This is a genomic window from Prosthecobacter sp., assembly GCF_044232965.1.
In the GTDB taxonomy this organism is placed as follows: domain Bacteria; phylum Verrucomicrobiota; class Verrucomicrobiia; order Verrucomicrobiales; family Verrucomicrobiaceae; genus Prosthecobacter.
Genome location: NZ_JBIIKX010000070.1, coordinates 16,651 through 29,888 on the forward strand (window position 1 = coordinate 16,651; position 13,238 = coordinate 29,888).

Genomic DNA, 13,238 nt, shown 5'->3' on the forward strand with positions numbered 1-13,238 from the left:
TGATCAGCCGCCATTCACCACCATGCCGCGCAAGGCGCTGGCTGACATCATCGGCTGGAGCAGCGCGAGGGCGGCGCGGAGCTTGACCGTTGTGGTGACGGTGGGGTTGTTGACGATGAGCACATCGCTGGCCAGCGGAGCCAAGGGAGCAACATTGGCGAAGCTGCTGAGCAACGGCGAGGCGTCGAGGATGATCCAATCGACCTCCGTTTTGGCGCGGTCGATCCACTGACGGTAGCCGTCGAGCAGCTCGTTGGTGGCGTGCGCGGGCAGATCACAGCCGGGCAGCAGGAAGAGATTGCTGTGGCCGTAGCGCAGCGCCTCAAGATTGTGCGCATAAGCACCGTGCCCCTGCGCGACACGCGGGAACCACTCGTGCAGCTTGGGAGAGGAAGGATTGCACTCCATCAAGAACACACGACGGCCCTGGTGGCAAAAGGCGGCAGCGAGCGCGGCGGCGACGAGTGTCTTGCCTTCGCCGGACTCGGCGCTGGTGATGAGAACGACGCCAGTGGTGCCACTGCGGTTGATGGCTTGCTTTTCGAGCGTGCTGGTGAGCTGATGCAGCGCGGTGGAGGCTCCGATCGGCTCCGGTTTGAGCAACTCAGCGAGCATGACCTCCGGTGTGGAGCCAGACACCCAGGGCAGACGGGCGAGCACCGTCGCCTCACCATCGGCCGGCTTGAAGAGCGGCAGGTTGCGCGTCGCCGGGGGCGGGCGGCCCACCTGAGGCGAGGGAGCTGGCGCGATGGAAAACGGAGAGACGGCAGGAGCAGGCGGCGGTGATGGCGGCATGGGATAGCCGTAGCCAAATGGAGTGTGCTGCACGGGCTCAGGCCTTTGAGGCAGGGGCGGCTGCGAGCGCAGAAGCCGCATCACATGATCGTCAAAAATGCCCCAGCCAACGGGCACGCCGATGAGGCAGAGACCGAACAGCATCACGGCTGCCACGGCGGCCACGGGCTTGTTCGGTTTCACAGGCTTTTCTGGTGCCATGGCCACATCGGCCACGCGCAACAGGCCGCTGTCACGGAACTGGCCGGTGAGCGCGGCCTGACTGCGGCGCATCTCGATCTTCTCGTACAACTCGCGGTCCATGCGCACCTGATCGCGTAGCATGCCTTGCTGGACATTCTTTCCGCTGAAATCGAGAGCGTCACCACGCGCCTGGCTGAGCTGGGTACGATAGTCGGCGAGCTGGCGTTCCTGTGTCTCGACCTCGCTTCTGATCATGGCGGCGACCGCGTTGATGGAGCGGTCGAGCACGGCGCGCAGGGCGTCGATCTCCTTGGAAAGGCCGACCATCTTGGGATGTCTGCGCCCGCAGGTGGCCTCCAGCGGGGCGCGCTCGGCCATCTTGTCATCAAGCTGCTTGCGGATGTGGGCCACATCAGGGTTGTCGGCAAACAGCCGGAGCTCGGTGAGATCCCGGCCGGCTTTTTGCGCGGCAGCGAGACTGTCGAGGTCCGACTTGGCCTTGATGAGCTTCAAGTCAGCCTCTGTGATGGCGGTGTTGAGCTGGCGCACTTTCTCGCTGGAGATGTCCTTCGTCTCACTGTCCTCGATGAGGCCCTCGCTCTTGCGGTAGGCGTTGAGTTTCTGCTCGGACTCATTCAGGCGCTTTTTCAGCTCCTCGGATTTTTTTTCCAGGTAGCTGGAGGCGTCCGCGCTGAGCTGTGACTCCTGCTCGGCAACGTAGTGAATGTAGTCTTCGACGTAGCGGTTGGCGAATTCAGCGGCGAGCTGCGGATCGCGATCACGCACCTGAACGCGGAGGACATGGGATTCCTTGAGCGGCTCGACTCGCACCGAGGCAAGCATGAGATCAACGAAGGTTTCACGCGGATCGCCTGGTTTGCCAGGCTGGTAGAGACCCGCGAGCTTGAGCAGCTCATCCTTGCGGCTGAGGGAGTTGGCCTCACGCAGAAGGTAGGCGTCACGTTTCTCCGCCGGGAACTGGTCGTAGAAGTGGCTGAGGAAGCGGCGGGAGAGCAGCTCGGTGCGGTGGTTGTTGATGAGCTGCGGGGCGCTCAGCTCGGTGACACCACGGGTGGCCATGGACTCGAAGTTGAACACATTGCCGTCCTGGATGCGGAGGAGAAGCTGGGACTCCGCCTCGTAAATCTTCGCCCCCATGCCAAGCCAGTAGTAGGCGAACGCGCCGAGCAGCAGGCCCAGGAACGCGCCACGCAGCCAGCGCTTGCGAATGTAGCCGAACACGTCCGCGATGCTGATAAGCGGCTGCACCTCGAAGTCGCTGGGATTGATCGGCGGCAGGAAGGCGCGCGGGTCAAACACCGGAGACGAGCCCGCATGAGCCGGAATGGTCAGCGAATGGCCCGACGGCACCATCTCCTGCGGCGGCGCCAGCGCCAGCACGGCCCCAAATCCGTGCGGAGGCGCGGTTGGAACGGGCTTCATGCTGTAGGGAATGGCCATGATCTGGAATTAAGCGGCGAGAGAGAGAGGTGTTTCCTGACGGAGAGGCTTTTCATGCATAGGGTCATCACGCAGGCACATGGCCTTCAGGATGATCTCGTTCACCAGACGAACATCGAAGACCTCGGCTGCCAACTGTCGGCTGGCGCGACCTTGGACAGCGATCTGGTCTGGGTGATCAATATACCACTCCATGGCGCATCCGACAGCGGCGACATTTTGCGGCTGGCAGAGGAAGCCGTTTTGGCCCTGCATGAGCATTTCACCATTCTGGCGCTGTGCTTCGCCCTCGGCGGTGAGCCTCACGCATTCACGCGCGCCGACGGAGTTTGTGGTGATGACCGGACGGCCGGTGGCAAGCGCCTCCAGGGTGGCGTGCGGCACACCTTCACGATACCACGTCGGCAGGACGAAGATGTGCATGGATTTGAGCAGCGTGGCGATGTCCTTGACCATGCCATGATGCACCAGCGTGCCTTCGGCCACCCACTGGCTGACCTCGCTCTCGTCCACACGGTTCGGATTGGGGTCAAAGGGGCCCACGAGATGAAACTCAGAGTTTGGATGGAGCTGTTTCACACGACGGGCGGCCTCGGCGAAAACGCGCACGCCTTTGCTGATGAGCAGCCGGCTCACCAAAACAAAGCGCACCCGGCCTTCTTCGATGTTTTCATCGTCCTCGAGTGGCGCGTAGCCGTACTCGTCCATGTTCACACCTGACCCGGCGGTGACATGCACCGGCACGTCGGCAGGCAGCATGCACATGTCTGTGAAAAGCTTCACGTCGTCCTGGTTCTGCATGAAGATGACATCGGCGCGTTTCAGGGCGAGGCGATGAAGCGCCTTGGAGATGAAGCTGACGATTTTCTGCTTCCACGTCACCGGTTTGACGAAAGTGAAGCCCAGGCCGGGCAGCAGGGCGTACACGCGGCGGATTCCGGCCAGCCGGGCGATGACACAACCATAGACGACCGATTTGATGGTGTAGGCGAACAGCACGTCCGGCTTCTCACTGCGGAAGAGCCGCCACATGTCCCCCATCGTCACGAGATCCTTCAGCGGGTTGATCTTGGAGCGTGCCATGCGGATGGAGCAATGCCTGCCGCCGAGACTGCTGACAAATTCACGCACATGCGGGTAGTCTTCCGCCGCCGCTGTGACGACCTCACAGCCATGTGCGGCGAAGTCGCGGATCAAATCGCCGCGATGATAGACGAGCGTGTTCGCATCGGCGGTGAGGACGAGGACTTTCATGATGATGCGTCCTCCTGAAGCTCGGAGGTGGGTCCGGCGGCGTCCCGGTCCCTGCGTGGCAGCAGGCGGCGGGCGGTGCGCAGTGAGTAAAAGGCGGCAGCCCGCCAACTGGTGGGATTGCAGGCCTCCAGGTCGAGCAGCCAGCGGAGGCTGTCGCACCACTGGCGTTTGTATTCGTAATCGCTGGGCAGCATATCGTGGGCGCGCAGACCGCGCTGGATGGAGCCTTCAATGCACCAGCGCATGACGAGTTTGCCAGGAGAAAGTTTGGCCATGGCGGGCTCCCAGCCCATCTGAAACTGGAAAAACTCATCCCGCTCCACAAAACCGTACATCGCGGCGATGATCTGTCCGTCGGCCTCAAGGAGCGGCAGCAAGGCGCGGCCCTGGGGCAGCCATTTCGCCGCGAGACGCTGGTGAAAGCCCCAGGAGGCAGGCGTGACAAAACTGCTGATACTTTCCGGCCATTGACGGGCGTGCAACGTCCCCAGCGCATCCATCGCGGCATCAAAAGACACGCGTTCACCCGCCAGCGATGCAACACCCGCATGCTGGATGGCGAAGGACTTGCTCCGGCGGCGGAGCTTGCTGCGCCACGCTCCGGTGTGGCGCATTTCGTATTCCGCCAGCGTCTCCGGCAGGCGGATGAAATGGCAGGGGTAGCGGTTCAAAACACCGGCGTGAATGAATGATTCCTCCAGGGCGGCGAGAATGTGCGGGGTGTTCCGCGACTCCTGCGGCAGATGATTGAGGCGAACGACATCACACTCATCCCGCAGATGCTTGAACACACGGCAGAGGCGCGGGGTAAGGTCATCTTCCTGCCCTGCGGGCACGATGAAGTCGAGCCGCTCGCCATGCGCCGAACCAAATCCGCCCAGGAAGGAGAGCGCGGTGAGGTAACGGCGCGCACGGTCTCTCTCACGCGAGAGCATGAGCGGCGCGATGGCCTGCGGCACGCCTTCCTCATCCCGCAGCAGGCCGATGGCGAGCCTGGAGCCCGCCTCACGACATTCCGCCCACCACAGGCTGACCCAGTCCCAGCGGAGGAAGGGCGAGCGCGTGGCAGTTTGATCTACCAGCGCGTCCCAAAACGGCGCGAGAGCTTGAAATGCGGCCTCGTCGGCCACGATGTCGAGTGTGAGGGCATCACGACGCGGAGGCGCGGCTGGCAGGAACGATCTGGGCAGCGTGGCGGTCATGGCGCGGCTCCTTTCCCGACGGCGGCGGTTTGTTTGCGATGGTGCGCGGCCTCGATCATCGCGCCGAGCTGCTGACGCGCTTCCATGAGCGAGCCGATGTTGTTGTCCCAATCTCCAAATCCGCGCGCAAAGCTCGAAACAACGCGCTGAGTCTCTTCTTCAAGGCCGAGCTGCTGCGCCAGCATGAGGAAATCGTAGTCTTCGACGGCCTCGCGCAGCCATTTCAAACGCATCGAGGCCACGGGCGCGTGACGACCATGACGTTGCTCGGTGGCGGGGTAGATGAAGGAGCCGTCACCGTTGTAAACCGCGCCGTCAGGAGCTTTAAAGGTGCCTGCGTCCTGCCAGACATCGACACCCTCGGCGGCGTAAAGTGTGTCCCAGTAGGTAAAGCCGGTGATACCGTGCTTGGGAAACAACCAGCCCATGATGCGGTGCGCCATAGGCGGATAATCGAGCGCCCACACCGGCGGGAAGCTGGCCTGCAATTGCTTCGGCCGCCCCTGCCGCTCTTCCCATTCATTGGGCATCTGAACGAGCGCGGCATAGCCCCAGACCTCGTCACCGGCCTCACGGCGCTTCGCGATGTCACGCATTCCGCCGGCCCACTCCATGTCTTTCCACACCTCGCTGAAATGCGGCACCCAGATGTCCACCAAGCCGTGCAAAGAGCCCCAGGCGGCTTTTTCCGGCGCGGGCTGCTCGGTGATGAGCAGCGGCACACGCATACCGTGCTTTTTTTCGACCTCGTTGAAGAACTCACCCCAGCGGCGCACCTTTTCATAGGCAGCGGCATCGTTGGGCTCGTCCAGGTCTCCCATGATGACATAGCCGCGTGATTCGCAGCGGATTTTCGCGAGCAGCCTCATCCACTGCGCGACGTAGCTCATCGCGGCCTCACGATCTTTACCGAGAGGATCAGCGAACGGCCACTCGGGCCAGATCGGCACGCCGATGGTACTGGCGTGGCGGTGCAGCAGGTGTTTTCGCAAGGCGCGTTCAACCTTGTCTTCATCGAGTTTGCCGGTGGCTGCGTCTGGATAGCTGCCATGGATCTGATCCACGCTGAGGCGATGCTCAGCGAGGAGATCATAATACGCGTTCATCAAGCCGAGATGTGTGAGCGAGGGAACGCCGCCATTGTAGGCGAGTCCATGCACCTCGGCGATGCGGCGCGTCGTGGTCATGATGGAGCTGCGCAGCTTCGGCACGACGGGCAGGTCAAAATCCCACACCTTCAACGTGTAGGCGGCGGTGTGCGTGGCCCCGTCGCCGAGCTTGAAACGAACCTCGCCGGTGTAAGCGCCTGCTTCCGCCGTGTAAGGCACGAACACATCGACCCAGAAGGGCTGGTTCACCACCTTGTCACCCAGAATGTCCTGCGCAGGCAGGTCCAATGGCACGAGCGCGTCGGGATAATCCCCCGGCGGCAAAGGAGCCATCGGAGTGGACTGGGAAACGCGAACGTAGTGCACGCGCAACACCTGGGGGGCGGGCAGCAGGACGTCGGAATCGCGCTTGGCGATGCCGGTGGCGACGGCTTCAAGATTTTTGAGCTGCGCAGGTGTGGCCGAGACGATGATTTGCAGCGGCTCCCATTCACCACGCGCAGCATGCAGCGTGTGCGTCTGCGCGGCGGGCGGCGTGCCCTCGCGCGCGATGCGGGTCATGCCGTCGCAGAAGGAGAGTCTCACCGGCTGTGCGGCAGCGAGGCTGGCGAGGGCTAGAAACAAGCACGTCGTCTTCATTTCCGTGCCTCCACGAGTTGCGCATAAGTGTCCGCGTAATGACGGGCCGCCTGCGCGATGGTGAAATGCTCCAGAACACGCTGACGAGATTGCTGAGAGAGATCTGCGCGGGCTGTAGGACCAAGGCGGAGCGTTTCTTCCCAAGCACTCGCCAGGGCCGCCGCATCGCGCATCGGCACCACCTGTCCGACACCTTCAAGCAGTCGTCCGCAATCACCGACGTCGGTGGTGACACACGGCACGCCGCAGGACATCGCCTCCATGATGGTCATGGGGCAGGCTTCGGTGCGGGAGGAGAGTGAAAAGACGTTCAAGGCCGGATACAAACGCCACGGGTCCGGACGGAAGGAATCAAAGCGCACTTGGTCACGACGTGGCAGTTGCGCGAGAAGGCCACGTTCTTCGGCGCTCATTTCGACTTCCACCCCTCCGCAGAGCACGAAATGCGCCTCCGGCACACGCGCCTGGAGCAGCGCCGCCGCCCGCAGGAAGGTCGGCAGATCCTTCATCTCGTGAAAACGACCGACGTAACCAATGACCGGCGCGTTGGGCGGCAGATGCAGGGCTGCACGCGTGTCGAGACCGGCGTCGATGTCCGGCTTGAAGCGCTCCGCGTCGATGCCGTTGGGGATCCAGCGCATTTTGGAGCGTGGATAGCCGATGGCGACATGGTCTTCGATGGCCGCAGCAGAACAGGAAAGGATACGCGTGGGAATGAAGCGTGAACTGAGCACCAGCGCCTGGCGAAAGAGGGCAATCTTGAGATTGCTGTCGCCAGGATTGCGATGGATTTCGCGGCAGTGGATGCTCCAGACCACCTTGCGCACTCCGGCGAGACGCGCGGCCCAGCCGCCGACGAGATCGGCATGATGCATCCAGGTTTGCACGATGTCAGGGCGCTCTTGGCGCAGGATCGCACGGAGTTTGGACAAGGTTTCTCGCTTCAAGAAGGCGGTGCTTTCGAGGTCGTGCAGGGTGACTCCCGCAGTGCGCAACCGCGCCGCAAGATGCGGCCAGGGTTTGGCATTCACGGCGACGACGATGCTGCGAAACCGGTCTGGATCGAGTGTTTCCGCGAGATTGATCAGCATGGCCTCCGCCCCGCCGCCGCCGATCCCATGCACGAAATGCAAAACAGCCGGTCGCCGGTCTGCCACTGCCGAGGAAGCATGAGAAGAAACAAGAACACGCGGGATCTGCCTGGAAGGCAGCGCCGGAGCATCTCTCGCACTGAGCGTGATCGTCCTCATATCAGCGACATCGCCTTCAGACAGCTCTGCCTCCACTCTTTGAGGGTTTCGAAGGCACCGGAAACCGTGGCTTCCGCCTCCCACACAGATTCTGGCGAGCCGTAGCGTGGGAGCTGGAACAGGGCAGAATGCTCATCCACGCGGCCGTTCACCATGGAACAGGCACATTTGAAGCCAGCTTCGCGAACCATCAGCATGGACTCACGATTGTAGTCGTCCGCGCCGCCGTTCGGGTAGGCAAAGGAGAGGGGCAGGTCGCCCGTCTCGGCACGGATGCGGTCGCGACAGGTGGAAATTTCCGCGCGCATCGCCATCGAATCACAGGAGGACAGGATGGGATGTGTGTGCGTATGCCCGCCGATTTCTATCAGGCCGCTGTAAATCATGTCACAAGCCATGTCCCAGGTAAGCGGGCGCATGGGCACCGGAAGATCCGCCAGCGTCGGCGTGGCAACCCCCAGAGCAAGCTCCAGCCGGTCCACCTCACCAAGCAGGTCCATGTCATGCAACTCTTTCATCTCCGCCATCAAACACACCAGGGATTCCTGGCGCTCCTTCCGCGTCCCAAGTTGCAGACTCAGTTTGTTGTCATTGATCTTCCAGTTGATCTGCTCTTTCTGAGTGCGGCTCAGGGCTAGGTCCACGCGCTGGAACCACATCATGTCCTCGCCATCGAGGAAACCGGTGGTGACAAAAACCGTCGCTGGCAGCTCGAACTTCTTCAAGATGGGATATGCCAGCTCAAAATTCGACGCGTAACCATCATCGAAGGTGATGATCACAGAATTGTCCGGCAGACTTTGGTTGTTCGCCCGTGCCTCGACCAGCTCTGCCAGCGGGATGACCCGGTATTCCGCCGCCAGCAAGGCGCAAATACTGCGAAACACCGCCACCGGCAAATGCAGCGACCAGTCAAGGATGCCTGGGTCACCGACGTTCTCGCAGAGGCCATGAAACGTCAGAATCGTGGTTTCCTTGGCTCGACGCGTCCGCGCATAAGAAGCGAGGCCGCTGCCGACTAGGGCTGCGGCTTTGATGGCGCGCGATTGAGAGGCGTGCGGCATGGTTCAAAGGTCGGCTGGGACAGAGCCAGAACGTCCACAAGGGCAGAAACTGGCTCAAGTTATGGAAATTTATAAAAAGTGGTGAATTAAGGAACGGTAAGAGCCGATTCGTTAACTTCAATAGAATAATCATTATTACTGTATTGCTTTTACGCATTTTTTACCTTTTCCGACTCCCTATTATAATACAGAAGGCCGGAGGAATGACCTCCGGCCCTGCCGAATGCAAAAAAAGATGAACTGAAGAGGTCAGCTCATAGCGGCCTTATCCAGATGTTACGGACACGCACCGGGGGCTCGTTTTTGTGGTCCTGGATGCGGATCGGGGCCAGTTTCGGGAACTCGCCGCTGTAGTCGGTGATGTTCTTGTGCTTCGTCGGTCCCATGATCTTCGTGTGGTTCTGCACGCAGATGCCGTTCACAAAAGTGGTGATGTAGGCCGGTTCCACCACCTTGCCGCCTTCCAGCTTCGGGGCGGTGAAGACGATGTCATAGACCTGCCACTGGCCGGCCGGGCGCACGGCATTCACCAGCGGCGGCGTCTGGCCGTAAACGCCGCCGGTCATGCCGTCCGCGTAAGTGGGGTTATTGTCGCAGTCGAGCATCTGGGACTCGTAACGGTCCATGAAAAAAACGCCCGCATTGCCCTTCTTCTGCGAATTGCCCTTGGTGTGCGGCTCGCTCATCCACTCCAGATGGAACTGACAGCTTGCGAACTCCTGCTTCGTCCAGCAGTCACCACCGGAGATCATGAGCACACCGCTGTCGATCTGCCACGGGCAGGGCATCATCTTGCCGGTTTCCTTGCCCTTGGCGTCTTTTTCCTTCGCATGGAGGGCGTCTGTGCTGGTGCCGTCGAAGATGATGATCGCGTCCGAAGGCGGCGCGCCAGGCTTTTCGCCAGGAGCCACGGCGTTCGGGCGGGGGCGGTCGATGTCATGCACCTTCCACTGCGTGCCCGGAATGACCGGCGTGTCGGAATAGCCGATGGGAGAGGGCTTTTCAGCGGCAGGAGCGGCCGGTTTTGGATCTGCGGCAAGGGCGGAAAGGCCCGTGAGCGCGAAAGCGAGTAGGGTGGCGATGTTTTTCATGAGGGAAGCAGCAAACGACCCGCCATAGGCCATGTTGCAGCCCAAGTCATGAACTTCGGGTAAAAACAGGTTGCCTATTCGCCAGGAGAGCGGAATCTGTCAGCCCATCAAATCGCGGGATGGAGCAGCCCGGTAGCTCGTCAGGCTCATAACCTGAAGGTCGTAGGTTCAAATCCTACTCCCGCAACCAATCTCAAAACCCTGTAAACCAATGGTTTACAGGGTTTTTTGTGCCCTCTTTACGAGGTTTTCGAAATCGGCCAAATGGCACAAAATACCCTCAAAACAGCCCTAAAGTGACTCGAGCTAGAGCACGATAACGATTGGGGGGCATAACGCACGTGTTTTGCGGAGAGATGGCTTTGTTCAGCAGCCGCAGTTCAACTTTGCCCCTCAACCTCAAAATAATCATCCTCAGCGATGTCCGGGATGCCGACGACAAGGACGCGCATCTTGCCACGGGCTCCGTGGACGACGCCGGGCGGGATGTGGACGAGGGAACCCTTGCTGACGGGCTGCTCGACGCCGTCGAGCATGACGGAACCGCCACCTTCGAGGACGTAGTAGAGCTCGGTGGAGCGTTTGTGGTAGTGGAGCTTCGCGCCGTCGATGTCCACGGCATGTGCCCACGCGGCGGGTGATAATTCAGCATCTTCACGACTGATCAGCCGGTCCCGCCAGCCGCAGGTGCTGCGCTCACGCGGCGTGTGGCCTTCATGACGGATGAGCAGCGGGCCGGAGGCGGACATGGGACGTGTTTATTTCCTGGGCTGATGTGTTTTGATCTCTTCGGCAAGGTGGGCAAAGTCGCCTTTTTCACAGAGCCGGACGAAGCCCTCGGTGAAGCGTTTCAGCTCATCCCAGACGCTGCGGATGTGTGAGGCCTCCTCTGAAGTGATGCGGTTGTCCGACGCGGCCTTGCTGATGGCGGTGAGCAGGTCGGCGAACTGCTGCACGATCTCCTGGGTGGCAGGCATGAGCTCCATGCCGCGCGGACCGCCGCCGGAGGGATTCTGCACAAAGACGCCGTTCGCTTTGTGGCAGAGCCATTGCATGATCTGCGGATCGCGGGTGATCTCGTAGAGCTGGCGCACGCGGTCGAGCGGATTGGCCGTGCCGCTGCCCTGCATCTCATCCGGCTGGGACCACTTGTAGGCGAGGGAGAGGGAGACACCCATCTGCGCGGCCACTTCTTTGAAGCTGGTGCGCTCGACGGCCTTGCTGATCACTTCATGCGAGTCCATACGCGATCTGTTTCCGAGGCGGGACGCTTTGGCAAGCAGCATGATTGGGAGGATTTCACCGTCGGACACGCGCCACGAGTTCCACTTTCGAGGCGGAATTCTCCTTGTTTGAATCGGTGGCTCCGACGTAAGCTCCGACCCTCATGAAAAAAATCCACCTTCTCCTCCTCGCGGCCGTCTCCTTCATCCTGACCTCTTGTCTTGAAATCAAATCCACCGTGATCGTCAACAAGGACGGCACCGCAACCATTGAGGAAAGCGTGCTGCTCGGCGCCCAGCTCGCAGCCATGATGCAGGCCGGCGGCGGCCAGGGCGATCAGCTCAAAGGCCTCGTGATGGACAAGGCAAAGGCCGAGGAGCGCGCCAAGAAGCTCGGCGAGGGAGTGACCGTGAAGTCCCACGAGGAAGTCAAAACTCCCGATGGCAAAAGCGGAGTGAAGGTCGTCTTCGCCGTCGCAGATCTCGCGAAGCTGAAATATGTGCCGTTTGAGCCTGAGCAGGAAGGCAAGCCCGCTTCCAAATCAGAGCCGATGACCTTTGCGCTGAGCAGCTCCTCCCTGACCATCACCAACCCAGAGGCAGACAAGAAAAAGGGCGGCAATGCCGAAAAGCCGAAGAAAAGCGCCGAGGAGCTCGCCCAGATGAAAGCCCAGATGGGCATGATGAAGCCTATGTTTGCCGGCATGCGCATGACGATCGAAGTGAAAGGCGCCGGCGGCATCGCCAGCTCCGACGCCACCCACTTCAACGATGGCACTGTCAGCTACTTGGACATCCAGTTCGACAAGCTCATGGACAACACGGACGCGTTCATGGAAGTCATGGAATCCGGCGAAGGCGGCATGAGCATGAGCGAAGCTGCGACAAAGTTCAACAAAGTCGAAGGCCTCAAGATCGAAGGGAAAAAAGTGGTCGCGTTGGAGCTGAAGTAAGCACGCCGCGTTTCCAACTCCTCCTTCACAAATCAACAAAATGGCCGGGGCACGATGCTCCGGCCATTTTTTTGCTCTGCCGCAGATGCTCTCGTCAGCATCGCTTTTTTCGTTTGCCGCGTCGGCTTGACGCCGGACAGTCCGATCCGCATGATTTCCCAGCTCCTCGATTTCGTCCTCCACGTCGATAAACACCTGCAAGTCTTCGCACAAGACCATGGTGCGCTGATCTATGGGCTGCTGTTTGCGATCATCTTCTGCGAGACGGGCCTGGTGATCATGCCATTTCTGCCGGGCGACTCGCTACTGTTCGCCGTGGGAGCACTTTCGGCACAGGGCTTCATCCGCATTGAGTATATCATCCCCATGCTGATGTGCGCCGCGATCATTGGCGACAATTTGAACTACTGGATCGGTCGCAAGGCCGGGGGCTGGATCGTGAACCAGCGCTGGTTCAAACGCGACTATTTGGCGAAGACGGAGGCGTTTTTCGTCAAGCACGGCGGCAAGGCCATCATCCTCGCCCGCTTTGTGCCCATCGTGCGCACCTTTGCGCCGTTCACGGCCGGTTTTGGCCGCATGGACTACCGCCGCTTCCTCGGCTACAGCCTCGGTGGCGGCCTGCTGTGGGTGCTGAGCTTCACCATCGCCGGTTACTTCCTCGGCAGCATCCCGATCATCAAAAACAACCTCAAGCTCGTCTTCCTGCTCATCATCGTCGTCTCCGTGCTGCCCATCGTGATTGAGGTGCTGAAGCACAAGGCGGAGGCAAAGAAGGCGAAGGAAAAAAGCGAAAGCTAAAAATCTATCCGGATAGTCGCGGAGAAAACCATTCAAAATCCATCCTGCGATTGTGCAACCTTGCGGCGTTAAATTATTCAGCGGTTCCCTAGCAGCCTGTTGAAAAAGAGGGGTTAAAAAGGCCAAAACTTGGGGGCCAGTCTTCTTCGCGGCCTGGGTGCTGTTGGTGGCCGATTCGCATGATGGAACCTTGTGGCGCTCTCAAGCGTGTCC

General features: G+C 60.7%; 11 protein-coding genes and 1 tRNA gene. 3 read left to right on the forward strand and 9 right to left on the reverse strand.

Annotated elements, in window-relative coordinates; all coding sequences use genetic code 11:
* Positions 1-3 precede the first annotated feature (3 nt).
* The 7 genes from ACILSI_RS21755 to ACILSI_RS21785 form a co-directional block, all read right to left on the reverse strand.
* Positions 4-2,439 (reverse strand): exopolysaccharide transport family protein, encoded by a 2,436-nt coding sequence (locus ACILSI_RS21755; protein WP_395724024.1) that lies wholly within the window; start codon positions 2,437-2,439, stop codon positions 4-6.
* A gap of 9 nt (positions 2,440-2,448) precedes the next feature.
* Complete coding sequence (locus ACILSI_RS21760; RefSeq protein ID WP_395724025.1) at positions 2,449-3,693, reverse strand: glycosyltransferase family 4 protein; 1,245 nt, start codon at positions 3,691-3,693, stop codon at positions 2,449-2,451.
* A complete protein-coding gene (locus tag ACILSI_RS21765; RefSeq protein ID WP_395724026.1) occupies positions 3,690-4,895 on the reverse strand; it encodes a GNAT family N-acetyltransferase in 1,206 nt (401 codons plus the stop codon). Before ACILSI_RS21765 ends, ACILSI_RS21760 begins: the two co-directional genes overlap by 4 nt.
* Entirely contained in the window at positions 4,892-6,643 is a 1,752-nt protein-coding gene (locus ACILSI_RS21770) for a DUF4091 domain-containing protein (RefSeq protein WP_395724027.1), read from the reverse strand. Before ACILSI_RS21770 ends, ACILSI_RS21765 begins: the two co-directional genes overlap by 4 nt.
* On the reverse strand, positions 6,640-7,893 hold the full coding sequence (locus ACILSI_RS21775) for a glycosyltransferase (protein WP_395724028.1): 1,254 nt from the start codon (positions 7,891-7,893) through the stop codon (positions 6,640-6,642). Before ACILSI_RS21775 ends, ACILSI_RS21770 begins: the two co-directional genes overlap by 4 nt.
* Positions 7,890-8,957, reverse strand: coding sequence for a polysaccharide deacetylase family protein (locus tag ACILSI_RS21780; protein ID WP_395724029.1), 1,068 nt, complete (start codon positions 8,955-8,957; stop codon positions 7,890-7,892). The genes ACILSI_RS21775 and ACILSI_RS21780 overlap by 4 nt, the downstream gene beginning before the upstream one ends.
* Positions 8,958-9,211: 254 nt before the next feature.
* Positions 9,212-10,048, reverse strand: coding sequence for a DUF1080 domain-containing protein (locus tag ACILSI_RS21785; protein WP_395724030.1), 837 nt, complete (start codon positions 10,046-10,048; stop codon positions 9,212-9,214).
* Positions 10,049-10,161: 113 nt separating this feature from the next.
* Here ACILSI_RS21785 and ACILSI_RS21790 point away from each other — a divergent pair.
* Positions 10,162-10,238, forward strand: a tRNA-Met gene (locus ACILSI_RS21790).
* Between the two features lie 190 nt (positions 10,239-10,428).
* Here ACILSI_RS21790 and ACILSI_RS21795 read toward each other — a convergent pair.
* Both ACILSI_RS21795 and ACILSI_RS21800 read right to left on the reverse strand, forming a co-directional pair.
* Entirely contained in the window at positions 10,429-10,797 is a 369-nt protein-coding gene (locus ACILSI_RS21795) for a cupin domain-containing protein (RefSeq protein WP_395724031.1), read from the reverse strand.
* A 9-nt stretch (positions 10,798-10,806) separates the two neighbouring features.
* A complete protein-coding gene (locus ACILSI_RS21800) occupies positions 10,807-11,292 on the reverse strand; it encodes a phage regulatory CII family protein (protein ID WP_395724032.1) in 486 nt (161 codons plus the stop codon).
* A 143-nt stretch (positions 11,293-11,435) separates the two neighbouring features.
* Here ACILSI_RS21800 and ACILSI_RS21805 point away from each other — a divergent pair, with 143 nt between their 5' ends.
* A complete protein-coding gene (locus tag ACILSI_RS21805) occupies positions 11,436-12,224 on the forward strand; it encodes a hypothetical protein (protein WP_395724033.1) in 789 nt (262 codons plus the stop codon).
* A 150-nt stretch (positions 12,225-12,374) separates the two neighbouring features.
* Positions 12,375-13,025, forward strand: a complete 651-nt coding sequence (locus ACILSI_RS21810) for a DedA family protein (RefSeq protein WP_395724034.1) — start codon at positions 12,375-12,377, stop codon at positions 13,023-13,025.
* Positions 13,026-13,238: the final 213 nt, after the last annotated feature.

Bases quoted from the DNA above. Each gene is read 5' to 3' on its own strand.
- ACILSI_RS21775 (WP_395724028.1), bottom strand. From the start codon at position 7,893: ATGAGGACGATCACGCTCAGTGCGAGAGATGCTCCGGCGCTGCCTTCC.
- ACILSI_RS21810 (WP_395724034.1), top strand. From the start codon at position 12,375: ATGATTTCCCAGCTCCTCGATTTCGTCCTCCACGTCGATAAACACCTG.
- ACILSI_RS21765 (WP_395724026.1), bottom strand. From the start codon at position 4,895: ATGACCGCCACGCTGCCCAGATCGTTCCTGCCAGCCGCGCCTCCGCGT.
- ACILSI_RS21785 (WP_395724030.1), bottom strand. From the start codon at position 10,048: ATGAAAAACATCGCCACCCTACTCGCTTTCGCGCTCACGGGCCTTTCC.
- ACILSI_RS21805 (WP_395724033.1), top strand. From the start codon at position 11,436: ATGAAAAAAATCCACCTTCTCCTCCTCGCGGCCGTCTCCTTCATCCTG.
- ACILSI_RS21760 (WP_395724025.1), bottom strand. From the start codon at position 3,693: ATGAAAGTCCTCGTCCTCACCGCCGATGCGAACACGCTCGTCTATCAT.
- ACILSI_RS21755 (WP_395724024.1), bottom strand. From the start codon at position 2,439: ATGGCCATTCCCTACAGCATGAAGCCCGTTCCAACCGCGCCTCCGCAC.
- ACILSI_RS21770 (WP_395724027.1), bottom strand. From the start codon at position 6,643: ATGAAGACGACGTGCTTGTTTCTAGCCCTCGCCAGCCTCGCTGCCGCA.
- ACILSI_RS21800 (WP_395724032.1), bottom strand. From the start codon at position 11,292: ATGGACTCGCATGAAGTGATCAGCAAGGCCGTCGAGCGCACCAGCTTC.
- ACILSI_RS21780 (WP_395724029.1), bottom strand. From the start codon at position 8,957: ATGCCGCACGCCTCTCAATCGCGCGCCATCAAAGCCGCAGCCCTAGTC.
- ACILSI_RS21795 (WP_395724031.1), bottom strand. From the start codon at position 10,797: ATGTCCGCCTCCGGCCCGCTGCTCATCCGTCATGAAGGCCACACGCCG.